Origin of the sequence: Pseudonocardia ammonioxydans (assembly GCF_900115005.1) — a bacterium.
In the GTDB taxonomy this organism is placed as follows: Bacteria; Actinomycetota; Actinomycetes; order Mycobacteriales; family Pseudonocardiaceae; genus Pseudonocardia; species Pseudonocardia ammonioxydans.
Genome location: NZ_FOUY01000016.1, coordinates 114,304 through 137,865, shown reverse-complemented (window position 1 = coordinate 137,865; position 23,562 = coordinate 114,304). Strand labels below are relative to the sequence as shown.

The following is a 23,562-nucleotide window of genomic DNA, read 5'->3' as shown; positions in this document are numbered from 1 at the left end:
CCGCCGGTGGAGATGCGCGAGATCGAAATCTTCCTCACGCTGGCGGAGGAGCTGCACTTCGGCCGGACCGCCGAGCGGCTGCACGTCTCGCAGGCGCGGGTCAGCCAGGCGATCAAGGCCCAGGAGCGCCGGATCGGCGCCGCGCTGTTCGAGCGGAGCAGCCGGGTGGTGACGCTGACCGCGCTGGGGGAGCAGCTGCACGACGGCCTGCGGGTCGGTTACGAGACGATCCAGCAGAGTCTGCGGGAGGTGACCGAGGCGGCGCGCGGCGTGTCCGGCACCGTCCGGCTGGGGGTCATGGGGGCGATCGGGCACGAGCTCCGCGACGTGACCGCCCGGTTCCGCAGCCGGTTCCCGGCCTGCGACGTGGCGCTGCAGGAGATCCACTTCAGCGACCCGTTCAGCGCGCTCCGGTCCGGCGAGCTGGACCTCGCGCTGCTGTGGCGACCGGTACGGGAGCCGGACCTCGTCGAGGGGCCGGTGGTGCTGACCGAGGGGCGCGTGCTGGCGGTGTCGCCGCAGCACGAGCTGGCCGCGAGGACCTCGGTGTCGATGGAGGATTTCGCCGGTCGGGTGTTCGTCGATCCGGGATCGGACCTGCCGGACGACTGGGTCGCGTCGATGGCTCCGGCGAGCACCCAGGACGGGCGGAGCATCCTGCGGGGGCCACGTGCCACCACGTTCCACGAGATCCTCACGCTCGTCGCCGCCGGTGAGTGCGTGTCGCCACTCAACGAGCACGTGCTCCGCTACTACGCCCACCCGGGCGTGGTGTTCGTACCGGTCCACGACGCCCCGCCCACCGAGTGGGCGCTGGTCTGGCACGGGGACGAGCCGGTGCCGCGCGCCCGGGCGTTCGTCGACCTGCTCCGGGAGCGCGGACCCGCCGCGGTCGCGGTGTAGGGAAACGCTCAGAGGTCGAGGACGAGCAGCTCGCCCCGCGCCCGGGACACGCACGGCAGCATGACCTCGCCGCGCTCGCGCTCGTCGTCGGAGAGCACGTCGTCCTGGTGGTCGGGCTCGCCCGAGCACACCCGGACCAGGCAGGTGCCGCAGATCCCGGCCCGGCAGGAGTTCTCCACCTCGACACCGGCGTCCTCGATGACGTCGAGCAGCGGCTCGTACTCGGGCACCGTCAGGCGCATGCCGCTGCGCTGCAGCACCACCTCGAACGCGCCGCCCTCGGCGACCACCGGCGTCGCGGTGAACCGTTCGCGGTGCAGCGTGCCCGCGGGCCAGTGCGCCGTCTCGCGCTCCACGGCCGCGAGCAGCGGCTCCGGACCGCAGCAGTAGACCGCGGTGCGGTCGGTGGGTGACCCCAGGACGGCCGGGAGGTCCGGCAGCCCGTGCTCGTCCTGCGGGACGAGGGTGAGGTCCCCGCCGGGGACGCCGCGGAGCTCGTCGGCGAAGGCCATCGAGTCCCGCGACCGTCCGCCGTACAGCGCCGTCCACGGCCGTCCCAGCGCGGCGGCCCGGCGGAGCATCGGCAGGATCGGCGTGATGCCGATCCCGCCCGCGACGAACACGTAGCGGTCGGCCTCGACGAGCGGGAAGTGGTTGCGCGGCCCGCGGACCGGCAGCGTCCCCCCGGCCCGCACGGCGTCGTGCACCCGCTGCGAGCCGCCGCGGCCCGCCGGCTCGCGCAGGACCGCGATCCGCCAGCGCCGCGGGTCGTCCGGATCCCCGCACAGCGAGTACTGCCGGACGAGCCCGCCGCCGAGATCGACGTCGACGTGCGCCCCGGGTGTCCACGTCGGAAGGTCGTGCCCGCCGGGGTCGACGAGCGTGATCGTCAGGACGTCCGTGGCGCAGGGCTGCGCCGACTCGACCTCGAGGGTGGTCCAGGTCCCGGTCATTCAGGCGCTCGCAGCGCTGACCGACTCCGGGGTGAAGGTCTTCCAGGCGATGTCGCGCATGCCCCGCATCGCACGCAGGATCTCCGCCCGGTCGTCGTCGTTCTTCACGTACGTCGACATCATCTGCAGCCCCAGTCCGACGTGGAACTTCTCGTCGGTCTCGATCCGCTTGTAGATCCGGGTCACCTCGGCGAGGCCGTGCCGCTCGGCGCCACGGAAGGTCGGCTCGAAGCTGCCCGACGCCGAGGTCTCGGACAGGTTCCATGCGGCGACCGCGGCGAGCGGGTGGCGGTCCAGGCACTCCCAGAGGAACCGGCTCCACGGCTCGGCCTCGGCCGGGACCGAGGTCGGCACGGTGCCGCCGAGGGACTCGATGGCCTTGCCGACCATGTCGTAGTGCTCGGCCTCCTGGAAGGACTGCTTGGCCAGCAGCGTGATGTGCCGGCGCTCGAACTGCATGCCGTAGCGGGCGATCTCCTCGTTCAGCAGGTAGACGTAGTCGATCTCCCGCCAGCACCGGGGAGCGAGCCACGCGGCGAGCCGCGCCGGGTCCGGGTCCTCATCGTAGGAGGCGAAGAACGCCTCGGTCGCCTGCGCGGTCGACGCGACGACCGAGTCCAGCAGCTCGTCGATCTCCGCGCGGATCGGCTCCAGGCCGTCACCGCCGCGCACGTTCCTCACATCGACCATGTCGTCCTCCGTCAGCTCGGTATCCGGATCCGTGTATCCGTGGATACAATCCATCGCGAGGGTCGCTGTCAAGGCCCGGCGGATCCGGCGGGGCACGACGGTCGGGGCGCGCCGGGGTGGTTGCGCGCTCGCCGTCGCCGGTCCTGACCAGGGGCTTCGCGCTCCGCGACGGCTGCCTAGGATGACGGGATGTGAGGGTCGGATGAGCGACGGCGTGACGCAGCCGGGAGCCGGGCTGCAGTCCCCGAGCAGCTACGCGGACCAGATCGCCCGGATCCTCGAGGGCGAGATCCTGGGCGGCCGGTACGCGCGCGGGGCGCACCTGCAGCAGGACGAGGTCTGCCGCCGGTTCGGCGTCAGCCGCACCCCGGCCCGGGAGGCGCTGCGCAAGCTGCAGGCGCTCAACCTGGTCGAGCTCATCCCGAACCGCGGGGCCCGGGTCCGCGTGCCGACCCTGCGCGAGCTCGAGGAGGTCTACCAGGTCCGGGCCGAGCTCGAGGGGTTCGCCGCCGAGCTCGCCGCGGAGGCCGACGACCCGGCGATCGCCCGGCGGCTGCGGGAGGCGCAGACCGCGCTGGCCGAGCTGCTGCCGGTCGCCGTCGCCGCCCTGGACGGCGCGGACGAGCACGCCGGCGAGCGGCTGCGCCACGTCAACGACACCTTCCACGGCGTCGTCCACGACGCGGGCGGGAACCGGCGGCTCGGGCAGATGATCCAGGAGCTGCACCGCTACTTCCCGAAGGACACCGTGCGGCTGGCCGTCCGCACCCCGGACGCGCTCCAGGTCCTCTACCTCGACGACCACGACGTCATCCTGGACCGGATCGCGCACCGGGACGGGCCGCAGGCGCGCGCGGCGATGCGGGACCACATCCTGCGCTCCCAGTCGATGCTGATCGACTACCTGCGCGAGCGCGGGCTCGGGACCTCCGGATGAGCAGGCAGCCGGACGTCACGCTCACGCAGATGCGCTACTTCGCCGAGGCGGCGTCGCTGCTGAGCATGACCAGGGCGGCCGAGGAGCTGCGGGTGGCCCAGTCCGCGGTGTCCGCCGCGGTGGCCCAGCTGGAACGCCAGGTGGGGACGCCGCTGTTCATCCGCCAGCACGCCCGCGGGCTCGTGCTGACGGCGGCGGGGGAGGAGCTGCTGCGCGACGTGCGCGGCCTGCTCGCCCACGTCGGCGAGGTGCTGGACGCGGCGCGGGGCCGCGGCGACGACGTCCGCGGCCGGATCAAGCTCGCCTGCATGGTCACCCTCGTCCCGTTCGTGCTGCCCGACCTGCTCGCGGAGCTGAGTGCGGGCTGCCCCGGGCTCGAGGTCGAGGTGCTCGAGCTCGAGGCGGCCGCGGTCAGCACCGCGCTGCGCAGCGGCACCGTCGAGCTCGCCGTGACCTACGACCTCGGCCTCGGGCCCGGCGTGGCGCGCGAGGCCATCGCCGAGGCCCCGCCGTACGTGGTCCTGCCGCCCGGGCACCGGCTCACCGACCGGCCGCAGGTGCGGTTGAGCGAGCTGGCCGACGAGCCGATGGTGCTGCTGGACCTGCCGCACAGCCGCGAGTACTTCCGCGAGCTGCTGGCGACGGCCGGCGCGCCGCCGCGGATCGCCTACCGCTCGGCCAGCGTCGAGGCGGTGCGCGGGATGGTCGCCCGGGGACTCGGGTTCTCCGTGCTCAACCAGCAGCCGGTGCTGGACGGGACCTACAGCGGCGGGCGGGTCGAGGCGCGTCCGATCGCCGACGACGACGCCCCCGCGCTGTCGGTCGTCGTGGCGTGGATGGAGTCGGTGCGGCGCACCGCACGGGCCCGGGCCGTCACCGACACCGCCCGGGAGGTCGTCCGGCGGCTCCGCTCGGCGACCGGGGAGCAGGTCGGCGGGACCCTGCAGCGGCCTGGTTCTGCGGAACCGCCGCAGCGCATCTGATCACCAGTTGTTAACTGATGGTTGCATCCGTTGTGCGGCAGGCGCCGGCTTCGCAGACTCGTGGGGCGGGCCGACGACGGAGCGGCACCGCGCAACCCGCCCATTGCATCGATGTATCCGATGCAACGGACCGATTATCTCTGTTTGATCGATAACAGCGGGCTTGCATAGCGTCGCCCCCCGAGCAGCCACCGACGTCCGGAGCGCTGTTCACGGCAGGGGCGCCGGGGTGCGGGCCTGCCGTCTCCTCGCGACGACCCGCTGGAGGTCCCGTGTCCGACCCCACCGCACGTCCCGATCCGGACGCCGTGCTCGACGCGGCCGTCCAGGCCGACCCCGCCTCGCTGCGCCGCAGCGTCGCCGCCGGCTCCATCGGCGTCTTCGTCCACTGGTTCGACTGGGCCGTCTACGCCTACCTCGCCACCACCATCGCGACGGTGTTCTTCCCGTCCGACAACGAGGTCGCCGGCGTGCTGTCGGTGTTCGCGGTGTTCGCGGTCTCGTTCGGCATCCGGCCGCTCGGCGCGCTGGTGCTCGGCCCGCTCGGCGACCGCATCGGCCGCCGGCGCACGCTGTCGATCGTCATCATCGTCATGGCGCTCGCGACGCTCGCGATCGGCCTGCTGCCCGGCTACGGCACGATCGGCATCGCCGCGCCGATCCTGCTGGTCGTGTTCCGGCTGGTGCAGGGCTTCGCCGCCGGCGGCGAGTTCGGCAGCGCGGCCAGCTTCCTGGCCGAGCACTCGCCGCGCGCCCGCCGCGGGTTCGGGGTGAGCTGGCTCGAGGTCGGGTCGCTGCTCGGCTTCCTCGCCGGGTCGTTCGCGTTCTACCTGCTCTCGATCTCGCTGACCGAGGACCAGATCACCGGGTGGGGATGGCGGATCCCGTTCCTCGTCGCCGCCCCGATGGGCGTCATCGGCTACGTCATCCGGACGAAGATCGAGGACACCCCGGAGTACCGGGCGCTGGAGGCGACCGGTTCGGTGTCGCGCAGCCCGGTCCGCGAGCTCTTCCGCACCAACAGGCGCCAGATCCTGCAGGCCGCGGGTCTGATGACGATGATGCACGTGCTGTTCTACGCGGTGCTCACCTACCTGGTGAACTACCAGACGGACCAGCTGGGGCACTCGGCCGAGAGCGCCGCCCTGCTCTCGACGTTCGCCTCGCTGCTCGGGCTGATCCTGGTGCCCCTGTTCGGGCGGCTGTCGGACCGGATCGGACGCAAGCCCGTCATGGTCGGCGCCGCGATCGCCCTGCTGATCGTCGCCACACCCGCCTACATGCTGATGCAGACGGGGATGGTCGGCACCGTCGTCGCGGCCCTCGGGCTGGCGGTGATCCTCTCGGCGATCCTGGCCACCCACGCCGTGTGGTCCGCGGAGATCTTCCCGACCCGGACCCGGCAGGGCGGGCTGTCGATCGCCTACAACGTCACCGCCGCGTTGTTCGCCGGCACGGTGCCGTTCCTCATGACGGTCCTCATCTCGGCCACCGGCAGCCTGCTCGTCCCCGGCCCGTACCTCATGGTCGCCGCCGCGCTCGGGCTGATCGCGGCCCTGAGCATGCGTGAGACGGCAGGGACCAGCCTGCTCCGGGACCAGGACCTGCAGGGTGCCGCGCCGGTCGCGCCGCCCGCCCGGACCGCGCCCGACGGCGTCCGCTCCTGAGGTCGTCCTGCATCAGTTCAACTGATGCAGATCGTCGGAAACATGCGCTGGTCTGTTGCACAGGGCGCGCGCAGACTCGGCCGGGACGTTCTCCCGGAGCGGGAAACGCCGTGATCACGGAACGGAGGTCGGGATGCCGGAGCACGAGACCGAGGTCCTCGTCGTCGGCGCGGGGCAGGCCGGTGTGGCCATCAGCGAGCACCTGAGCGCACGCGGGATCGGGCACCTGGTGCTCGAACGCGACCGGATCGCCGAGCGGTGGCGCACCGGCCGCTGGGACTCCCTGGTGGCCAACGGGCCGGCCTGGCACGACCGCTTCCCGGGGCTGGAGTTCAGCGACGTCGACCCGGACGGGTTCGCGTCGAAGGACCAGGTCGCGGACTACTTCGCCGCCTACGCGGAGAAGATCGACGCGCCGATCCGCACCGGTGTGGAGGTGCGGCGCGTGCAGCGCAACGCCGGACGTCCCGGCTTCCGGGTGGAGACCTCCGACGGGGTCGTCGAGGCCCGGCACGTGGTGGCGGCGACCGGGCCGTTCCAGACGCCGGTCGTCCCGCCGGTCGTGCCCGCCGACGCCGGCGTCGTCCAGCTCCACTCCAGCTCCTACCGCAACCCGCAGCAGCTGCCCGACGGCGCGGTCCTCGTGGTGGGGGCCGGGTCGTCGGGTGTCCAGATCGCGGACGAGCTGCGCCGCTCCGGCCGGACGGTCCACCTCTCGGTGGGCCCGCACGACCGGCCCCCGCGCAGCTACCGGGGGCGCGACTTCTGCTGGTGGCTGGGCGTGCTCAACAAGTGGGAGGCCGCCGCGCCGCCCCGGGGTGCCGAGCACGTCACGATCGCGGTCAGCGGAGCCCGGGGAGGCCGGACCGTCGACTTCCGGCGCCTCGCGGACGAGGGCATCACCCTGGTCGGCATGACCCGCGACTACGCCGACGGCCGGCTGCGGTTCGCGCCGGACCTGCGGGACAACATCGTCGGCGGGGACGCGAACTACCTGGCGATGCTCGACGAGGCCGACGCCTACGTCGCCCGCAACGGCCTCGACCTGCCCGAGGAGCCCGCGGCGCGGGTGTTCGGCCCGGACCCGCAGTGCGTGCGCGACCCGATCTCCGAACTGGACCTGGCCGGGGCCGGGATCACCGCGATCGTGTGGGCCACCGGGTTCGCCGCCGACTACGGCTGGCTGCCGGTCGACGCCCTCGACGAGACCGGCAGGCCCCGGCACGCGCGGGGCGTGTCGGCCGAGCCCGGGATCTACTTCCTCGGCCTGCCCTGGCAGTCGCGCCGCGGGTCGAGCTTCATCTGGGGCGTCTGGCACGACGCCGCCTACGTCGCCGACCACATCGCGATCCAACGCAGCTACCTCGCCCACGAACCCACGACCGGAGCCGCCTGATGACCGTCCACACGCGTATCCGCCCGTTCAACACCCGCGACACCTATCCCGAACAGAACCTCGACAACGACCTGTGCCAGGCCGTCGTCGCCGGCAACACGGTCTACGTGCGCGGCCAGATCGGGCAGGACCTCGACACCAGCGAGTCGGTCGGGATCGGCGACGTCGAGGCCCAGGCCGAGCAGGCGATGGCGAACATCGACATGCTGCTCGGCGAGGCCGGCAGCCGGATGGAGCACCTGGTCAAGCTGACCATCTACCTGGTCGACCCGCGCTACCGCGAGACCGTCTACCGGACGATCGGGCGCTGGACGAAGGGCGTGCACCCGATCTCCACCGGCGTCGTGGTCTCCGCGCTGGCCCGCCCGGAGTGGCTGTGCGAGATCGACGCCATCGCCGTCATCCCGGAGGACGACCGATGACCTTCTCCATCGCGGCCCGCGACGGCGGGCGGTTCGGCATGGCCGTCAGCTCGTCGAGCCCGGCGGTCGCCGCACGCTGCCTGCACCTGCGGCCCGGCATCGGTGCGGCCGCCTCGCAGAACGTGACCGACCCCCGCCTCGGTGGGCGCATGCTCGACCGGCTGGCGGTCCACGGCGACGCCGGGCGCGCCCTGAAGGAGGTCGGCGCGGACGCCACCGACCTGGACTACCGGCAGCTGACCGCGATCGGCGCGACGGGACCGGCGGCCTGGTTCAGCGGGGAGCAGACCCTCGGGACCCACGGCGCCGCCGTCGGTCCGAACTCGGTCGCCGCCGGCAACATGCTCGTCGACCGCGGCCTGCCGGCGGTCATGGTCGAGGCGTTCGAGTCCGCGACCGGTGAGCTGGAGCAGCGGCTGCTCGCCGCGCTGCGCGCCGGGCACGACGCCGGCGGCGAGGAGGGGCCGGTGCACTCGGCGGGCCTGGCCGTCGTCGCCGACGTCGAGTGGCGGGTGACCGATCTGCGGGTCGACTGGGCCGAGGACCCGATCGACCGGCTGACCGAGGCCGTGGAGGTCTGGCTGCCGCAGCGCGACGACTACGTCCGCCGCGGGCTGAACCCGGCGACCGCGCCGTCGTACGGCGTCCCGGGCGACCTGTGAGCGGCGAGAAGACCGCCGTGCGGGCGGCCGTGGGCCGGGTGGCCGAGGACCTGGTCGGGCTCTCCGTGGACCTGCACGCCCGGCCGGAGACGGCCTGGGAGGAGCACCACGCCGCGGCGACGGTGCCGGAGCTGCTCGACCGGCGCGGGTTCACCGTGACCCCGGCCTACCTGGGCCTTCCGACCGCGTTCCACGCCCGGTACGGCTCGGGGCCGCTGCGGATCGCGCTGTGCGCCGAGTACGACGCGCTGCCGGGGCTCGGGCACGCCTGCGGGCACAACCTGATCGCCGCGTCCTCGATCGGCGCCGCGCTCGGCCTGGCCGAGGTGGCCGACGACCTCGGGCTGACCGTCGAGGTCTACGGCACGCCGGCGGAGGAGGGCGGCGGAGGCAAGATCGAGATGCTGGAGCGCGGCGCGTTCGCCGACGTCGACCTCGCGATGATGGTCCACCCGGCGCCGGTCGATGTCGCCGAGGCGCGGCCGTTCGCGGTCAGCCACTCCCGCATCTCGTACGCGGGCCGGTCCGCGCACGCCGCGGCCTACCCCGAGGACGGGGTGAACGCGGCGGACGCGTTCACCGTCGCCCAGGTTGCGATCGGGCTGCTGCGTCAGCAGCTCCCGTCGAGCTCGCGGGTGCACGGCATCGTCACCGCGGCCGGCTCGGCGCCGAACGCGATCCCGGAGAGTGCCTCGGGGCGGTGGTACGTGCGGGCCGAGACCCTGGCCGAGCTGGCCGAGATCGAACCGAGGGTGCTGCGCTGCTTCGAGGCGGGCGCCCTGGCCACCGGCGCCACGCTGGAGATCGAGGCGGAGAGCAAGCCCTACGCCGAGTTCCGCACCGACACCGCCACGCTGGAGGACTACCGGGCCAACGCCCTCGAGCTGGGCCGCGAGTTCGCCCTCGGCGGCCTGGCCGGACGGATGAACCGGGCGTCGACCGACATGGGCAACGTCTCGCAGGTCGTCCCGGCCATCCACCCCTACATCGGGATCGGGTCGCTGCCGGCGACCAACCACCAGCGCGAGTTCGCCGCGCACTGCGTCGGCCCGGAGGCCGAGCGGGCGCTGCTCGACGGCGCGGTCGCGCTGGCGTGGACGGGGGTGGACCGGCTGCGGCGCGAACGCTCCGAACCGTGATCTAGTTCGCTACGGCAACGAAATATTTGTCCGACGCTCACGACATGTGCTCCTCTGGAAGCCGCCGCAACCAGAGGAGACGACACCCCACGTGAGCGCAGTCCAGGCCGCTGTCCCCCGGACCCCCACCCGGACCGATCTCGACAACCCCGCCCTGGCGATCGCCGCGGTCGGTTCCTGCGGCCTGCTGGTCGCACTGCTGCAGACGATGGTCGTGCCACTGCTCCCGCAGTTCCCGGCACTGCTGTCGGTGAGCGCGTCGACGGCGTCCTGGCTGGTCACGGCGACGCTGGTGGCCGGGGCGGTGTCCGCGCCAGTGCTCGGCCGGCTCGGCGACATGTACGGCAAGCGCCGGATGCTGCTGGTGTCGGTGTGGATCGTGCTCGGGAGCTCGCTGCTCGCGGCGGTCGCCCCGAACTTCGCCGTGCTGCTCGTCGCACGCGCCCTGCAGGGGGTCTCGTTCGGGGTCATCGCGCTCGGGATGAGCCTGATGCGCGACGTCCTCCCGCCGGAGCGGGTCGGGACCGGGGTCGGCCTGATGAGCTCCTCGCTCGGGATCGGCGGTGCGGCGGGACCCCCGCTGACCGGCTTCATCGCCCAGCACGGCAGCTGGCGGGTGCTGTTCCTGGCGGTCGCGGCCGGCGCGCTCGTCCTCGGGCTGCTGGTGCCCCGCTTCGTCGCCGAGTCCCGGGTGCGCACCGGTGGCCGGTTCGACACGATCGGCGCCGTCGGGCTCGGGATCGGGCTGGTCTGCCTGCTGCTGGGGATCTCGAAGGGCAGCGCCTGGGGCTGGTCGAGCGCCGCGACGCTCGGCTCGCTCGGCGCCGCGGTCGTCGTGCTGGTCCTCTGGGGATACTACGAGCTGGGCCGGCGCTCGCCGCTGGTCGACCTGCGGGTGTCGGCCCGGCCTGCGGTGCTCTGGACGAACGTCGCCACCGTGCTGCTCGGGTTCTCGATCTTCGCGACGTTCGTGATGGCGACCCAGGTCCTGCAGGCGCCGGTCGGCACCGGGTACGGCTTCGGCCTCTCGATCACCCTGGCCGGGGTGCTGCTGCTGCCGATCGGCGGGGCGATGGTGGTGTTCTCCTCGGTGTCGGCGCGGATCTCCCAGGCCCGCGGGCCGCGGACGACCGTGCTGCTCGGTGCCGCGCTGCTGACGCTCGGCAACGCCGGGTTCGCGCTGCTGCCCAGCTCGTTGTGGCCGGCGATCGGCACCGCGACCGTCGGGGCGATCGGGGCGGCACTGGCCTACTCGGCGCTGCCGCTGCTGATCATGCGGGCCGTCCCGGAGACCGAGACCGCCGCCGCGAACAGCATGAACACCCTGATGCGTCAGCTGGGCACCTCGACGATCACCGCGGTCGCCGCGGCCGTGGGCGCGGCCATGGTCGTGGAGGTCGACGGGCAGCTCCTGCCCTCCGGCGGAGCCTTCACCGTCTCGTTCCTCGCCGCCTCGGGGGCGGCGCTGCTCGCCCTGGTCGTCGCGGCGCTGACGCCGGCGCCCCGGGAGGAGCCGGGTGAGGCGGACGCGGTTCGACCGGCCTGTGCGGCGAGGTAGCGCTCCACCGGCTCCCGGACGTGATCCCCTCCGTCCGGCCGTCCTGCGCGTGGGCCTGCGGTAGCCCCTCCGCACCGGAGGGACTGCGCGCTGGCGCGAAACGATACCTCGAAGTATCGTCCGGGCGGTGACAGGACGCCACGACGCCCGGGAGAGGATGCTCGGCGCCACGCTGGAGTTGCTGTTCGAAGGGGGATGGAACAGCGCCACCCCGGCCGCCGTGGCCGAGCGGGCCGGGGCGAGCAAGATGTCGCTCTACCGGCACTTCGCCGGGAAGGACGAGCTCGTCGCGGCGGCGCTGGCCGACTTCGACCGGACCCAGCGCCGCTGGCTGCTGGGTGACGACTCGCAGCCGCCGCGGAGCCGGCTGCTCGGCGCGTTCGAGAAGATCGGCGACCGGGTCCGCAGCGGCGACCAGGTCAGCTGCCCGTTCGTCACCACGCGTCTGCAGAGCCCCGACGCGTCCGGGCCGGCGGCGACCCAGGCGCTGGCGCACAAGAAGGCCGTCGCGGCCGAGTTCGTCCGGCTGCTCGAGCAGCTGGGGCATCCGGATCCGGCCGACACCGGGGAGTCGCTGCTCGTGCTCCTCGACGGGGCGATCGTGCACGCCGCGATGGAGGGCAGCGACCGGCCGGTGCGCGCCGCCGGGCGTGCGGCCGCCGCGCTCATCGACTCCGGCGCGCCCCGGTGACGGCTCCGGCCGCCGGGGGCGCGACTGCCGGGGCACGACCTGCCGGGCACGACCCGGCGGAAAGGTGAACCAGGACATGGACCCACAGGACCTGCGCGTGGCGCATCCGCGCGCCGCGGTCGAGATCGTGCACCGCTTCTGGTCGGAGGTCTGGCAACCACCCCATGCCATCGATGCGATCGACGAGCTGGTGACCGAGGACTTCGTCCTCGTCTCCGGCGGGTCCGAGATCCGCGGTCGCGAGGAGTTCAAGGACTGGGTACGCCGGTTCCACGACACGGTCGGCGGGATCGAGCTCGAACCGGTCGAGACCTTCCAGAGTGCCGACGGTTCACGGGTCGCCTCGCGGTGGACCCTGACCGGCACCAACAACGGCTTCGCGGGTACCGCTCCCGACGGCGGGCCGGTGCACATGACCGGAACCGCGGTGTGGCACGTGCTGCCCGACGGCCGGCTCACCCACAACTACGTCGAGCGCAACGCGTTCGAGCTGGTCCAGCGGCTGTCCGTGGCCCCTGCCGCGCAGCCGGCCCCACCCACGGCATCGACCGGATCGACCGCATCGACCGGATCGGAGAGGACCTTCTCATGACCGACAGCACCGCGCCCCGCACCGCACTGGTCACCGGAGGTTCCGGGGGCATCGGCCGAGCCGTGGTCACCCGGCTGGTCGACGACGGCCTCGCGGTCGGCGTGCACTACGCCGGCAACAGGGCCACCGCGGAGAGCCTTGTCGAGGAGATCACCACCGCGGGCGGGCAAGCGATCGCCGTCGGTGGCGACGTGGCCGACGAGCACGCCGTGGCCGCCGCGTTCGACGCGGTCGAGTCCGCGTTCGGTGGCATCGACGTCGTGGTCAACACCGCCGGCATCATGGTCCTGGGATCGATCGCCGAGTACGACCTCGACCGGTTCGACCAGATCGTGCGCACCAACCTGCGCGGCGCCTTCGTCGTCTCCCAGCAGGCGGCGCGCCGGGTCCGGGACGGTGGCGCCATCATCAACTTCTCGACGTCGGTGACCCGCACACAGCTCCCGCGGTACGGGCCGTACGTGGCGACCAAGGCGGCGGTCGAGGGCCTGACGCCGATCCTCGCCCGGGAGCTGCGCGGTCGCGACATCACGGTCAACAGCGTGGCGCCCGGCCCCACCGCGACGCCGCTGTTCTTCGACGGCAACACCGAGCAGACCGTTCAGGCACTCACCGCTGCCACCCCGCTCGAGCGGCTGGGCCGCCCGGAGGACATAGCGGAGACGGTCTCGCACCTGGCCGGGCCTGCGCGGTGGGTGAACGGGCAGACCGTGTTCGTCAACGGCGGCCTGGCGTGACCCGGGCGGGGCGGAGGTCGAGTCGCATCAGGACGCGCGGGTGCCCGGCGAGCGTCGAGGTGGTGTCGGCGGCGTGGGTGAAGCCGGCGGCCTCGAAGTTCGGCCGGAGGCCGGCGTAGGCCATGGTCCGGTCGACCGTGGCGCCCCGGTTGTCGAGCGGGTACGCCTCGACCACCGGCGCGCCGTGCTCGCGGGCGAACGCGACGGCGCCGTCGATCAGGGCGTGCGAGATGCCCCGGCCGCGGTGGCCGGGGCGCACGCGGATGCACCACAGCGACCACACGGGCAGGTCGTCGAGCCGCGGGATCTTCCGGTTGCGGGCGAACGTGGTCTCGGCGCGCGGGGCGATCGCCGCCCAGCCCACCGGCTCGGCGCCGTCGTGGGCGAGCACACCCGGTGGTGGATCGGCCGCGCAGAGCTCCTCGACGAGTGCGCCGCGCGCCGGGCCACGCAGGTCGCGGTTGCGCCGGGACGGGATCCGGTAGCTCAGGCACCAGCAGACGTTGGCGGTGGGGTTCTGCGGCCCGATGACGGCGCGGACGTCGTCGAAGACGGTCGCCGGGCGTACGTCCATGTGCTCACGATCCCACCCCGGCTGCCACCGGCCGCTGCTGCAGCCGTGTCCGCAGCGCCGCCACGGCCCGCGCGCCCAGGTGGGCCGCGCCGATGGTGACCGGGAGCAGGGCGTAGGCGGCGGCCGGCACCTTGGCCTGCTCGACCCCGGCCCGGTTCAGCCGCCGGGAGGCCCAGAGCGCGTACGGCACGACGACGGTCGGCGCGGTGACCAGCCCGGGGGTGTACCCGCCGGTGAGGACCGCCGAGCCGAGGTGCGGCACGGCGTGCGCGCCGAAACCGGCCAGCACCACCTGGAACAGCGGGCTCCGGCCGTCGGTGCGGTCGCCGTCGTACGCGGCCGCCGCGATCAGGCACCCCATGAACCCGATCGCGACGGCGGTGTGGGTCTGGTCGGGGGCCAGGTGCCGCCAGATACGGTCGGGGATGCCGGGGAGGCGTTGCTCCAGCCGCGGACGTGCACGGGCGAGCCAGCGCGGCATCGTGACGAGCTCCTCGGCATCGTGCACGAGCCAGGCGGCGAGCAGTCCCCAGGTCATGGTGCGCGGTATCCGTCGTGGTCGGGTCACGGGGTCGACGGTAGGGACGGAGCGGGCGGCCGTCGTCCGTCGTCCGACGGATCCTCAGCGCGCTCGGGCCGGCGGTCCGCCGAGCAGCCGGGACAGCCCCGAGGCGGCGGTCCGGACCGCGGGCGCCACCCGGACCGGGGCGAACCGGTTGGCCCACCCGGTGATCGAGATCGCGGCGAGCGCGACGCCGTCCGGGCCCAGCACCGGCGCGGCCACGCACGCGACGCCGGGCGCGGACTCCTCGTACTCCTCGACCCAGCCGCGCTCGCGGATCCGGTCGAGGCGGGTACGCAGCAACCCGGGCGCGGTCAGCGAGCGCGGCGCGCTGCGGGTCAGGCCGCGTTCCAGCACCGCGTCGAGCACGGTCGCGGGTCCGAACGCCAGCAGCGCCTGCCCGACACCGGTGCAGTGCGCCGGCATCCGGCCGCCGAGCCGGGACGGGATCCGCGGGCTCCCGGCGACGGCGAGCTTCTGCAGGTAGACGACGTCGGCGCCGTCCGCGACGGCCAGGTGGACGGTCTCCCGGGTGGCCTCGTGCAGGTCGGTGAGGATCGGCATGGCCGACTCCTGCAGGTCCCGCTGCCGGGGCACGGTCTGGCCCAGCTCGAAGAGCCGCAGCCCCAGCCGGTAGCCACCGGGCGTCCGTTCCACGAACGAGTGGTCGGTGAGCTCGCGCAGCAGCCGCAGTGCCGTCGGTTTGGCCACGCCGCTGCGCCGGGACAGCTCGGCCAGCGACACCTCCGGCTCGCCGGCCCGGAACGCCGACAGCAGGTCCAGCGACCGTCCGAGCATCGACGGCGCAGCGTTTCGGCCGGCATCGTTTCGGACAGCGGCTTTTCGGGCGGCAGCGTTTCGCACGGTGGAACGCACGATGCCATCATCGCGCACCGCAGCTGGCACGGTCGAACCCATGACCAGCTCCACCACCACCGACGCGGTGTCCGCGGCCGCGGAGCAGCTGCTCGCCGCTGCCCGCACCGCGACGCCGTGCCCGCCGGTGCGCACGCTGCTGCCGGACAGCACCGTCGCCACCGGCTACGCCGTGCAGTCGTTGCTCACCCGGGCCGCCCGCGACGCCGGGCGCACCGTCACCGGCCGCAAGATCGGCCTGACCTCGCCCGCCGTGCAGGCCCAGCTCGGCGTCGACCAGCCCGACTTCGGCGTGCTCTTCGACGACATGGCCTGCGCCCAGGGCGCCCCGGTCGAGATCACCCGGTTGCTGCAGCCGCGGATCGAGGCCGAGATCGCGTTCGTCCTCGGTGCCGACCTCGACCGCGACGACATCGACGAGCGCACCGCCCGCGCCGCCGTCGCGCAGGTCGTGCCCGCGCTGGAGATCGTCGACAGCCGGGTCGCCGGCTGGGACATCACGATCGTCGACACCGTCGCCGACAACGCCTCCAGCGGTCTGTACGTGCTCGGCGACGACCGCCACGCGCTCGGGGACACCGACCTGCGCGAGGTCGCGATGACGCTGACCGGTGCCGGCGGCGAGGTGCTCAGCTCCGGTACCGGTGCCGCCTGCCTCGGCGATCCGGTCACCGCGCTGGTCTGGCTGGCCCGCACCTCGCGGGAGTACGGCCACCCCCTGCGGGCCGGCGAGGTGATCCTCTCCGGTGCGCTCGGCCCGATGACGCCGGTCGCGCCCGGGGACACGTTCACCGCGGTGCTGTCCGGGCTCGGCGAGGTCCGCGCGAGCTTCACCGGGGTTGGCGCGTGAGCGGGGCCCCGGACGGGAGGAGCAGGGTCGCGATCATCGGCTCCGGCAACATCGGGTCCGACCTGATGATGAAGGTGATCCGGCTGTCCGAGACCCTCGAGATGGGGGCGATGGTGGGCATCGACCCGTCGTCGGACGGGCTGGCCCGCGCCCGGCGACTGAACATCGCCGCCACCGCCGACGGCGTGGACGGGCTGCTCGCGCTGCCCGGTTTCGACGAGATCGAGGTCGTGTTCGACGCGACCTCGGCCGGCGCGCACCGGGCGAACGCCCGCGCCCTGGAGCCGTACGGGAAGATTCTCGTCGACCTGACACCCGCGGCGATCGGCCCGTTCGTCGTCCCGCCGGTGAACCTCGACGCCCACGCCGGTGCCCGCAACGTCAACATGGTCACCTGCGGCGGTCAGGCCACGATCCCGATGGTCGCCGCCGTCGGCCGGGTCACCCCGGTCCGCTACGCCGAGATCGTCGCCTCGATCGCCTCGCGCTCGGCCGGCCCGGGCACCCGGGCCAACATCGACGAGTTCACCGAGACGACGTCGGCCGCGATCGAGCAGGTCGGCGGCGCCGAACGGGGCAAGGCGATCATCGTCCTGAACCCGGCCGAGCCGCCGATGATCATGCGGGACACTGTGCTCTGCCTGGCCGACGACGCCGACCCGGCCGCGATCCGGGACAGCGTCGCCGCGATGGTCACCGAGGTGGCCCGCTACGTGCCCGGCTACCGGCTCAAGCAGGAGGTCCAGATCGACCGGATCGCCGACGACGAGCCGCTGCACACCCTCGTCCCGACCGGGTCCCCGCGCCCGGCGCTGCGTGTGCAGGTGTTCCTCGAGGTCGAGGGCGCCGCGCACTACCTGCCCGCCTACGCGGGCAACCTCGACATCATGACCTCGGCCGCGCTGCGCACCGCGGAGCAGCTGGTGGCCGCCCGCCGAGCGGAGGTGCCGGCATGACCGGGCTCTACGTCCAGGACGTCACGCTGCGGGACGGGATGCACGCCGTCCGGCACCGGCTCGACCCGGCTGACCTGCGGCGGATCGCCGCCGCGCTGGACGCCGCCGGGGTCGACGCGATCGAGGTCTCGCACGGCGACGGCCTCGCCGGGGCGAGCCTGACCTACGGCCCCGGCAGCAACACCGACTGGGAGTGGCTCGAGGCCGCGGCCGAGGTCGTCGAGAACGCGGTGCTCACCACCCTGCTGCTGCCGGGGATCGGCACGCTGCACGACCTGAAGCGGGCCCACGACCTCGGCGTCCGGTCGGTGCGCGTGGCCACCCACGCCACCGAGGCCGACATCGCGATCCAGCACATCGGCCGGGCCCGTGAGCTGGGCATGGACGTGTCCGGGTTCCTCATGATGTCGCACATGGCGCCGGCGACGGACCTGGCGGCGCAGGCGAAGATCATGCAGGACGCGGGTGCGCACTGCGTCTACGTCACCGACTCGGGCGGGCGGCTGACGATGGCCGGGGTCCGGGACCGGGTGCGCGCCTACCGCGACGTGCTCGACCCGGGCACCCAGATCGGGATCCACGCGCACGAGAACCTGTCGCTGTCGGTGGCGAACTCGGTCGTCGCCGTCGAGGAGGGCGTCACCCGGGTCGACGCGTCGCTGGCCGGGCACGGCGCCGGGGCCGGGAACTGCCCGATCGAGGCGTTCGTGGCGGTGGCCGACCTGCACGGCTGGAAGCACGGCTGCGACCTGTTCGCCCTGCAGGACGCCGCCGACGACCTCGTGCGCCCGCTGCAGGACCGCCCGGTGCGGGTGGACCGGGAGACGCTGACCCTCGGCTTCGCCGGGGTGTACTCCAGCTTCCTGCGCCACGCCGAGCAGGCCGCGCAGCGCTACGGCCTCGACACCCGCGACATCCTCGTCGAGGTCGGCAGGCGGGGCCTCGTCGGCGGCCAGGAGGACATGATCGTCGACATCGCGCTGGACCTCGCCGCCGCCGCGTGATCACACATCGGGCGCCGGGACGGCCATCGTCGGCCGGATCGGCGCCCGATCGTGGATCACTCCTGCGCGTCCGGCAGACCGAGCTCGGCGAGGATCTTGTCGGTGTGCTCGCCGAGCGCGGGGACCGGGCCCATCGGGAGCTCGACGTCGCGGTAGGTCATCGGGGGCAGGACCGCGCGGATGTCGCCCGCCTCGGTCGCCACGGTGCGCCAGCGGTCGCGCTCACGCAGCTGCGGGTGCTCGACGAGCTCGGCGGTGCCGTTGACCTGGGCGGCCGGGATGCCGGCGGCGGCGAGCCGTTCGTCGAGCTCGGCGGTGGTCCGGCGGACGGTGTGCCCGCCGACGGCCGCGTCGCAGGCGGCGCGGTTGCGGACCCGCTCGAGGTTGGTGACGAAGCGCGGGTCGTCGGCGAGGGCGGGGTCGTCGAACACGTCGGTGACCAGGGTGCGCCAGCCGCGGTCGTTCTGGACGCCGATGAGGATCTGGCCGTCGGCGGTGGGGTAGGCGTCGTAGGGCGCGATCGCGGCGTGGCTCAGCCCCATCCGCGGGATCTGCCGGCCGCCGTAGAGCTGCATGTAGAGCGGGTGGCCCATCCACTCGACGGCGGCGTCGAACATGGAGACGTCGACGACGGCGCCGGTGCCGGTGCGCTCGCGGCGCAGCAGCGCGCTGAGCACCGAGTTCGCGGAGTAGAGCCCGGCGGCGATGTCGGCGTTCGGGACGCCGGTCTTGGTCGGGGTGTCCGGGGTACCGGTGACCGCGACCATCCCGGACTCGGCCTGCACCAGCATGTCGTAGGCCTTGCGGTCCTTGCGCGGCCCGCTGGTGCCGTAGCCGGAGATGTTGACCACGACCAGGCGGGGGTCGGCGGCGCGCAGGGTGTCGGCGTCGAGACCGAGGCGCTCGACGACGCCGGGTGCGGTGTTGTGCAGGAACACGTCGGCGCGGGCGATCAGCGCGCGCACGGCGCGGATCCCGTGCTCGGTCTTGAGGTCGAGCGCGAGCGACTCCTTGCCGCGGTTGAGCCAGACGAAGTGGGTGGCCAGGCCGTGCACGGCGTCGTCGTAGTTGCGGGCGAAGTCGCCCTCGCCGGGCCGTTCGACCTTGATGACGCGGGCGCCGAGGTCGGCCAGGTTCCGGGTCGCGATCGGGCCGGCGACGGCCTGTTCGAGGGCGACGACGGTGTAGCCGGCCAGCGGCAGGTCCTGGGGCGCGGTCACGACTGCGCCGCCGCCCGGCGGACCAGCCCGCCACCGATGATCAGGCGCTGGATCTCGCTGGTGCCCTCGTAGAGGCGTAGCAGCCGGACGTCGCGGTAGATGCGCTCGACCGGGATCTCGCGCATGTAGCCGGCGCCGCCGTGCACCTGGACGGCGAGGTCGGCGACCGTGCCCACCATCTCGGTGCAGAACAGCTTCACCGCCGACGGGGCGATGCGGCGGTCGCTGCCGTCGACGTAGGCGCGGGCGGCGTCGCGGACCATGGCCCGCCCGGCGAGCACCCCGGTCTGCATGTCGGCGAGGTGGGCCTGGACCAGCTGGAAGCCACCGATCGGCTGCCCGCCCTGGGTGGTGGTCGTGGCGTGGCCGACGGCCTCGTCGAGGGCGCGCTGCGCGGTGCCGACGGCCAGCGCGGCGATGTGCACCCGACCACGGGCCAGGGAGGTCATCGCGGCCTTGTAGCCGGCCGCGGCGTCGCCGCCGACGAGCGCCTCGGCCGGGACGCGGACGCCGTCGAAGTGCACGTCCGAGGTCGACGCGCCCTCCTGGCCCATCTTGGCGTCCTTCGGGCCGACGGTGAGGCCGGGCGTGTCGGCGGGGACCAGGAACACGGCGATGCCGGGGTTGCCGGCCTCGGCCTCGGCGTAGCGGGCGAAGACCACGAACAGGTCCGCGGACGGGGCGTTGGTGATGAACTGCTTCTGCCCGTCGATGATCCAGTCGGCGTCGGGGGAGTCGCCGTCGCGGCGGGCGCGGGTGCGCAGCCCGGCCGGGTTCGAGCCGGCACCGGGTTCGGTGAGGGCGAACGAGGCGACGACCTCGCCGGAGGCGATCCGGGACAGCCACTGCTTCTTCTGGGCGTCGGTGCCGAAGCCGACCAGGACCTGACCGGCGATGCCGTTGTTGGTGCCGAACATCGAGCGCAGCGCCAGGGTGGTGTAGCCGAACTCCATCGCCAGCTCGACGTCCTGGGTGAGGTCGAGGCCGATCCCGCCCCACTGTGCGGGGATCGCGTAGCCGAACAGACCCATCTCGGCGGCCGCGGAGCGCAGGTCGTCCGGGATCCGGTCGGCGGCCATGATCTCGTTCTCACGCGGGACGACCGCGGTGCGGACGAAGTCGTGGACCTGGCGGCGGATGAACTCGAAGTCCTCGGCGGACACCTCGGACGGCGACGGCGCACTCTGGCTCATGCCTCGATCGTCGGACGGAATCCATCGCCCGTCCAATACCAGTCTGTCGGTTATTGTTGCCCCAGGTGCATCGAACGAGGCGGGGGATGGACACACAGCGGCTGCAGGCCTTCGTCGCGGTCGCCGAGGAACTGCACTTCGGGCGCGCGGCCGAACGGCTGCACCTCGCGCAGCCGTACCTGAGCCGCACCGTGCGCGCGCTGGAGACCGAGCTCGCCGCGCAGCTGTTCCGGCGCACCACGCGACGCGTCGAGCTCACCCCCGCCGGGGCCGCGCTGCTGCCCCGGGCACAGGACCTGCTGGCACGCACCGACGAGGCGCGGTCCGCGGTCACGGCGGCGCGCGACGGGCGCAGCGGACGGGTCCGGGTGTCGTTCGCCGGGCCGTCGGCGCACGCGGCGGTGGGCCGGCTCGGCCGCGCGGTCCGCGAGCAGCACCCGCTCGTCGACCTCGAGTTCCTGCCCGGTCGCTACGGCACGACCGCGATCGCCGAGCTGCTCGACGGCGAGTCCGACCTGGCACTGGTCCGGTTCGCGACGCCGCCGCCCGGCGTGGCCAGCCGCGGCGTGTCGCGCGAGCGGTGCGTCGTCGCCGTACCGGTCGCGCACCGGCTCGCCGGGGCCGGCGCGGTGACGATCGCCGACCTCCGCGACGAACCGCTGGTCGCCCTGCCGGAGGAGTTCGGATCGGCGGTCCGGGCGGTGTTCGTCGAGCGGTGCCGGCTCGCCGGGTTCGCCCCGCGGTTCGTCCAGGCCGCGCCCGACTCGTGGACCTGCACCGCGCTGGTGTCGGCCGGGGTGGGGCTGCACGTCACGACGGCGAGCGCGGTCGCCCACCTGCCGCTCGACGGCGTGCGCGTCCGGGAGATCGCCGATCCGCTGCCCACGATCGGCGTCTTCCTGGCCTGGCGGCGCGACGACGACTCACCCGTCCTGCACCGGGTGCTGGAGACCTCGGCCGGGGTGCTGCCCGGGACCGGCTGAGCGGCGCCCCGCCGGGCACGACGGCCGGTGAGGGGGTACGAACCGGGCATGACGTCGCAGAACCCGGAGCCGGTCGCGCTGTCCTCCCCGGCGGGACGCTTCCTGATCCTGACCGCGACCCTCGGGTCGGGGATCGCGTTCCTGGACGGCTCGGTGGTCACCGTGGCACTGCCGACGATCGGGCGCGAGCTCGGCGGCGGGATCGCGGTACTGCAGTGGGTGGTGGACGGCTACCTGCTCACGTTGAGTGCGTTGCTGCTGCTCGGCGGCGCGCTGGGGGACCGCTACGGACGCCGGCGGCTGTTCGTGATCGGGCTGGTCGTGTTCACCCTGGCCTCGCTGGCGTGCGGACTGGCACCGACCGGTGGCGCGCTGATCGGGGCCCGGCTGGTGCAGGGGATCGGGGGTGCGCTGCTCGTGCCGGGCAGCCTCGCGCTGATCGACGCCTCCATCCGCCGGGCCGACCGCGGGAAGGCCATCGGGGTCTGGGCCGGTCTGTCCGGGGTGACCTCGGCGCTCGGCCCGTTCGTGGGCGGCTGGCTGGTGAGCGCGGTGTCCTGGCGCTGGATCTTCCTGATCAACGTGCCGCTCGCGGCGATCGCGCTGATCGTCGCGTTGCGGCACGTGGCGGAGAGCCGGGACCCGGCCGCGACCGGTCGCCCGGACCTGGCCGGCGCCGCCTGCGTGACGCTCGGTCTCAGCGGGGTCGTCTACGCGCTGATCGAGGGGCCGTCCCGCGGGTGGACACCGATCACGGTGGGCGCACTGGTGGTGGGGATCGTCGGGCTGGTCGCGTTCCCGCTGGTCGAGCGGCGCCGGCCCGAGGCGCTGCTGCCGCCGGCGCTGTTCCGGTCCCTGCAGTTCAGCGGTGCGAACCTGACCACGTTCGCGGTGTACGCGGCGCTGACCGGCGGGCAGTTCCTGCTGACCCTGCAGCTGCAGCAGAACATGGGGTACTCGGCGCTGGCGGCCGGGCTGGCGACGCTGCCGATGACGGTGATCATGCTGGTGCTCTCGCCGGTGATCGGCGGGTTCGCCCAGCGTGTTGGGCCGCGGCTGCCGATGACCGTCGGACCGTTCGTCGTCGCCGGTGGGCTGGCGCTGCTGACCCGGGCGGTGCCGGGCAGCAGCTACGCGGCGGGGGTGCTGCCCGGGGTGCTGGTGTTCGGCCTGGGTCTGGCGGTGACGGTGGCGCCGCTGACCGCGACCGTGCTCGCGGCGGTCGACGAGCAGCACGTCGGCACGGCCTCCGGGGTCAACAACGCCGTCGCCCGCACCGCCGGGCTGCTCGCGGTGGCGTTGCTGCCGCCCGTCGCCGGGCTGAGCGGCGACGGTGCCGGCGCGCTCGGGGCCGGCTTCGCCCGCGGGATGCTGGTCGCGGCCGGGCTGTGCGTCGCCGGCGGCGTCGTCGCCTTCCTGACCATCGACCGGGCGGTGCCGGTCCGGCGCCAGATCGTGCCCGGGCTGCAGCACTCCTGCCAGCACCCCCGGACCCGGGAGACGTCCGGACCCGGATGAGCGGTGCTCAGCGGGCGGCGCGGCGGCCCTTCAGACCACCGAGGAGCAACGACACACCGATACCGAGCATCCACACGTCCTTGGCCAGCGCGGTGCCCTGCTCGGTGGGCCGGATGCTGCCCTCCTGACGCATGCCCGGCGTGCGGGCGTAGAGCCCGAGCATGCCGGCGGCGAACCCGGTCAGCCCCGCGCCGGCGACCGCGGCGGGCACCACCGGTACGGCCAGCAGCGCCGCCCCCAACGCGATCTCACCGGCCGACAGCGTGGCCACGAACCGCTCCGGGGGCATGCTCTTCACCTGCGGGTACGTGCCCGCGGCGAACCCCTGCAGCGCCGTGGCCGTGTCGGCGTCGGCCCCACGCTTGTTCATCCCCGAGTTGAGGATGAACGCGCCGGTGACCACCCGCAGCGGCACCTGCCACGCCGTGCTCCGACCGCGGTCGGCGCGCGTCCCTGCCATGCTCCACCCCTGTCTGACGACGTCCGGTCGACGTGC

25 protein-coding genes are annotated in these 23,562 nt (G+C 73.7%); 17 read left to right on the top strand and 8 right to left on the bottom strand.

All coding sequences use genetic code 11. The annotated features are described in order from the left end of the window. Nucleotides 1-12 precede the first annotated feature (12 nt). Nucleotides 13-903 (top strand): LysR family transcriptional regulator, encoded by an 891-nt coding sequence (locus BM093_RS17070; protein ID WP_218162804.1) that lies wholly within the window; start codon nucleotides 13-15, stop codon nucleotides 901-903. 8 nt (nucleotides 904-911) lie between these two features. Here the strand turns inward: BM093_RS17070 and BM093_RS17065 are convergent, their stop codons facing one another. Together BM093_RS17065 and BM093_RS17060 are read right to left on the bottom strand one after the other, a co-directional pair. After that, entirely contained in the window at nucleotides 912-1,856 is a 945-nt protein-coding gene (locus BM093_RS17065; protein WP_093344325.1) for a PDR/VanB family oxidoreductase, read from the bottom strand. Further along, the gene (locus BM093_RS17060) at nucleotides 1,857-2,546 is read right to left on the bottom strand and encodes a hypothetical protein (protein ID WP_093344322.1); all 690 of its coding nucleotides are present in this window, start codon (nucleotides 2,544-2,546) and stop codon (nucleotides 1,857-1,859) included. It lies immediately after the preceding gene. 214 nt (nucleotides 2,547-2,760) lie between these two features. Between BM093_RS17060 and BM093_RS17055 the strand changes: the two genes are divergently transcribed. The 11 genes from BM093_RS17055 to BM093_RS17005 all read left to right on the top strand — a co-directional run bounded on the left by BM093_RS17055 (nucleotide 2,761) and on the right by BM093_RS17005 (nucleotide 13,330). Then, nucleotides 2,761-3,483: a GntR family transcriptional regulator gene (locus tag BM093_RS17055; protein ID WP_177238525.1), complete on the top strand. Its 723-nt coding sequence runs from the start codon at nucleotides 2,761-2,763 to the stop codon at nucleotides 3,481-3,483. Further along, nucleotides 3,480-4,466: a LysR family transcriptional regulator gene (locus tag BM093_RS17050; RefSeq protein WP_093344317.1), complete on the top strand. Its 987-nt coding sequence runs from the start codon at nucleotides 3,480-3,482 to the stop codon at nucleotides 4,464-4,466. The genes BM093_RS17055 and BM093_RS17050 overlap by 4 nt, the downstream gene beginning before the upstream one ends. A gap of 272 nt (nucleotides 4,467-4,738) precedes the next feature. Continuing rightward, the gene (locus BM093_RS17045; RefSeq protein ID WP_245773582.1) at nucleotides 4,739-6,133 is read left to right on the top strand and encodes an MFS transporter; all 1,395 of its coding nucleotides are present in this window, start codon (nucleotides 4,739-4,741) and stop codon (nucleotides 6,131-6,133) included. A gap of 133 nt (nucleotides 6,134-6,266) precedes the next feature. Then, nucleotides 6,267-7,529 (top strand): flavin-containing monooxygenase, encoded by a 1,263-nt coding sequence (locus BM093_RS17040; RefSeq protein ID WP_093344315.1) that lies wholly within the window; start codon nucleotides 6,267-6,269, stop codon nucleotides 7,527-7,529. Further along, a complete protein-coding gene (locus BM093_RS17035) occupies nucleotides 7,529-7,951 on the top strand; it encodes a RidA family protein (RefSeq protein WP_093344312.1) in 423 nt (140 codons plus the stop codon). Before BM093_RS17040 ends, BM093_RS17035 begins: the two co-directional genes overlap by 1 nt. Next, nucleotides 7,948-8,613, top strand: coding sequence for a DUF1028 domain-containing protein (locus BM093_RS17030; RefSeq protein ID WP_093344309.1), 666 nt, complete (start codon nucleotides 7,948-7,950; stop codon nucleotides 8,611-8,613). Before BM093_RS17035 ends, BM093_RS17030 begins: the two co-directional genes overlap by 4 nt. Next, complete coding sequence (locus BM093_RS17025) at nucleotides 8,610-9,752, top strand: M20 family metallopeptidase (RefSeq protein WP_093344306.1); 1,143 nt, start codon at nucleotides 8,610-8,612, stop codon at nucleotides 9,750-9,752. Before BM093_RS17030 ends, BM093_RS17025 begins: the two co-directional genes overlap by 4 nt. A 91-nt stretch (nucleotides 9,753-9,843) precedes the next feature. Next, on the top strand, nucleotides 9,844-11,310 hold the full coding sequence (locus BM093_RS17020; RefSeq protein WP_245773581.1) for an MFS transporter: 1,467 nt from the start codon (nucleotides 9,844-9,846) through the stop codon (nucleotides 11,308-11,310). A gap of 127 nt (nucleotides 11,311-11,437) precedes the next feature. Next, on the top strand, nucleotides 11,438-12,001 hold the full coding sequence (locus tag BM093_RS17015) for a TetR/AcrR family transcriptional regulator (RefSeq protein ID WP_143105413.1): 564 nt from the start codon (nucleotides 11,438-11,440) through the stop codon (nucleotides 11,999-12,001). Nucleotides 12,002-12,077: 76 nt separating this feature from the next. Further along, complete coding sequence (locus BM093_RS17010; RefSeq protein ID WP_093344400.1) at nucleotides 12,078-12,593, top strand: ester cyclase; 516 nt, start codon at nucleotides 12,078-12,080, stop codon at nucleotides 12,591-12,593. Then, nucleotides 12,590-13,330 (top strand): SDR family oxidoreductase, encoded by a 741-nt coding sequence (locus BM093_RS17005; protein WP_093344300.1) that lies wholly within the window; start codon nucleotides 12,590-12,592, stop codon nucleotides 13,328-13,330. Before BM093_RS17010 ends, BM093_RS17005 begins: the two co-directional genes overlap by 4 nt. Here BM093_RS17005 and BM093_RS17000 read toward each other — a convergent pair. Genes BM093_RS17000 through BM093_RS16990 form a run of 3 tightly spaced genes read right to left on the bottom strand, consistent with a single transcriptional unit; the run spans nucleotide 13,311 to nucleotide 15,264 of the window. Beyond that, entirely contained in the window at nucleotides 13,311-13,904 is a 594-nt protein-coding gene (locus tag BM093_RS17000) for a GNAT family N-acetyltransferase (protein ID WP_093344297.1), read from the bottom strand. The two genes, BM093_RS17005 and BM093_RS17000, sit on opposite strands and share 20 nt — an antisense overlap. A 4-nt stretch (nucleotides 13,905-13,908) precedes the next feature. Further along, nucleotides 13,909-14,472, bottom strand: a complete 564-nt coding sequence (locus tag BM093_RS16995; RefSeq protein ID WP_245773580.1) for an HXXEE domain-containing protein — start codon at nucleotides 14,470-14,472, stop codon at nucleotides 13,909-13,911. 54 nt (nucleotides 14,473-14,526) lie between these two features. Beyond that, nucleotides 14,527-15,264 carry an IclR family transcriptional regulator gene (locus tag BM093_RS16990; protein ID WP_093344291.1) on the bottom strand — a complete coding sequence of 246 codons (738 nt, stop codon included), beginning with the start codon at nucleotides 15,262-15,264 and terminating at the stop codon, nucleotides 14,527-14,529. Nucleotides 15,265-15,382: 118 nt separating this feature from the next. Between BM093_RS16990 and BM093_RS16985 the strand changes: the two genes are divergently transcribed. The 3 genes from BM093_RS16985 (at nucleotide 15,383) to dmpG (ending at nucleotide 18,152) form a co-directional block, all read left to right on the top strand. Continuing rightward, nucleotides 15,383-16,192, top strand: coding sequence for a 2-keto-4-pentenoate hydratase (locus tag BM093_RS16985; RefSeq protein WP_218162803.1), 810 nt, complete (start codon nucleotides 15,383-15,385; stop codon nucleotides 16,190-16,192). Between the two features lie 65 nt (nucleotides 16,193-16,257). Further along, nucleotides 16,258-17,148 carry an acetaldehyde dehydrogenase (acetylating) gene (locus BM093_RS16980; protein WP_245773586.1) on the top strand — a complete coding sequence of 297 codons (891 nt, stop codon included), beginning with the start codon at nucleotides 16,258-16,260 and terminating at the stop codon, nucleotides 17,146-17,148. Continuing rightward, a complete protein-coding gene (gene dmpG, locus BM093_RS16975) occupies nucleotides 17,145-18,152 on the top strand; it encodes a 4-hydroxy-2-oxovalerate aldolase (protein ID WP_093344284.1) in 1,008 nt (335 codons plus the stop codon). Before BM093_RS16980 ends, dmpG begins: the two co-directional genes overlap by 4 nt. A 56-nt stretch (nucleotides 18,153-18,208) precedes the next feature. Here dmpG and BM093_RS16970 read toward each other — a convergent pair whose 3' ends face one another. After that, entirely contained in the window at nucleotides 18,209-19,372 is a 1,164-nt protein-coding gene (locus BM093_RS16970) for a CaiB/BaiF CoA transferase family protein (protein WP_093344281.1), read from the bottom strand. After that, nucleotides 19,369-20,565 carry an acyl-CoA dehydrogenase family protein gene (locus BM093_RS16965; RefSeq protein WP_093344278.1) on the bottom strand — a complete coding sequence of 399 codons (1,197 nt, stop codon included), beginning with the start codon at nucleotides 20,563-20,565 and terminating at the stop codon, nucleotides 19,369-19,371. The genes BM093_RS16970 and BM093_RS16965 overlap by 4 nt, the downstream gene beginning before the upstream one ends. A gap of 86 nt (nucleotides 20,566-20,651) precedes the next feature. On the opposite strand from BM093_RS16965, the gene BM093_RS16960 reads away from it, so the two are divergent. Next, entirely contained in the window at nucleotides 20,652-21,548 is an 897-nt protein-coding gene (locus BM093_RS16960; RefSeq protein WP_093344274.1) for a LysR family transcriptional regulator, read from the top strand. A gap of 48 nt (nucleotides 21,549-21,596) precedes the next feature. Continuing rightward, nucleotides 21,597-23,066, top strand: coding sequence for an MFS transporter (locus tag BM093_RS16955; protein WP_093344271.1), 1,470 nt, complete (start codon nucleotides 21,597-21,599; stop codon nucleotides 23,064-23,066). A gap of 7 nt (nucleotides 23,067-23,073) precedes the next feature. Here BM093_RS16955 and BM093_RS16950 read toward each other — a convergent pair whose 3' ends face one another. After that, a complete protein-coding gene (locus BM093_RS16950) occupies nucleotides 23,074-23,526 on the bottom strand; it encodes a hypothetical protein (protein WP_093344268.1) in 453 nt (150 codons plus the stop codon). Between the last annotated feature and the right edge of the window lie 36 nt (nucleotides 23,527-23,562).

Excerpts from the sequence above, each read along its gene's own strand:
- BM093_RS17070 (WP_218162804.1), top strand. The coding sequence starts at position 13 with ATGCGCGAGATCGAAATCTTCCTCACGCTGGCGGAGGAGCTGCACTTC.
- BM093_RS17065 (WP_093344325.1), bottom strand. The coding sequence starts at position 1,856 with ATGACCGGGACCTGGACCACCCTCGAGGTCGAGTCGGCGCAGCCCTGC.
- BM093_RS17060 (WP_093344322.1), bottom strand. The coding sequence starts at position 2,546 with ATGGTCGATGTGAGGAACGTGCGCGGCGGTGACGGCCTGGAGCCGATC.
- BM093_RS17050 (WP_093344317.1), top strand. The coding sequence starts at position 3,480 with ATGAGCAGGCAGCCGGACGTCACGCTCACGCAGATGCGCTACTTCGCC.
- BM093_RS17040 (WP_093344315.1), top strand. The coding sequence starts at position 6,267 with ATGCCGGAGCACGAGACCGAGGTCCTCGTCGTCGGCGCGGGGCAGGCC.
- BM093_RS17035 (WP_093344312.1), top strand. The coding sequence starts at position 7,529 with ATGACCGTCCACACGCGTATCCGCCCGTTCAACACCCGCGACACCTAT.
- BM093_RS17030 (WP_093344309.1), top strand. The coding sequence starts at position 7,948 with ATGACCTTCTCCATCGCGGCCCGCGACGGCGGGCGGTTCGGCATGGCC.
- BM093_RS17010 (WP_093344400.1), top strand. The coding sequence starts at position 12,078 with ATGGACCCACAGGACCTGCGCGTGGCGCATCCGCGCGCCGCGGTCGAG.
- BM093_RS17005 (WP_093344300.1), top strand. The coding sequence starts at position 12,590 with ATGACCGACAGCACCGCGCCCCGCACCGCACTGGTCACCGGAGGTTCC.
- BM093_RS17000 (WP_093344297.1), bottom strand. The coding sequence starts at position 13,904 with ATGGACGTACGCCCGGCGACCGTCTTCGACGACGTCCGCGCCGTCATC.
- BM093_RS16990 (WP_093344291.1), bottom strand. The coding sequence starts at position 15,264 with ATGCTCGGACGGTCGCTGGACCTGCTGTCGGCGTTCCGGGCCGGCGAG.
- BM093_RS16985 (WP_218162803.1), top strand. The coding sequence starts at position 15,383 with ATGACCAGCTCCACCACCACCGACGCGGTGTCCGCGGCCGCGGAGCAG.
- BM093_RS16980 (WP_245773586.1), top strand. The coding sequence starts at position 16,258 with ATGATGAAGGTGATCCGGCTGTCCGAGACCCTCGAGATGGGGGCGATG.
- dmpG (WP_093344284.1), top strand. The coding sequence starts at position 17,145 with ATGACCGGGCTCTACGTCCAGGACGTCACGCTGCGGGACGGGATGCAC.
- BM093_RS16965 (WP_093344278.1), bottom strand. The coding sequence starts at position 20,565 with ATGAGCCAGAGTGCGCCGTCGCCGTCCGAGGTGTCCGCCGAGGACTTC.
- BM093_RS16960 (WP_093344274.1), top strand. The coding sequence starts at position 20,652 with ATGGACACACAGCGGCTGCAGGCCTTCGTCGCGGTCGCCGAGGAACTG.
- BM093_RS16955 (WP_093344271.1), top strand. The coding sequence starts at position 21,597 with ATGACGTCGCAGAACCCGGAGCCGGTCGCGCTGTCCTCCCCGGCGGGA.
- BM093_RS16950 (WP_093344268.1), bottom strand. The coding sequence starts at position 23,526 with ATGGCAGGGACGCGCGCCGACCGCGGTCGGAGCACGGCGTGGCAGGTG.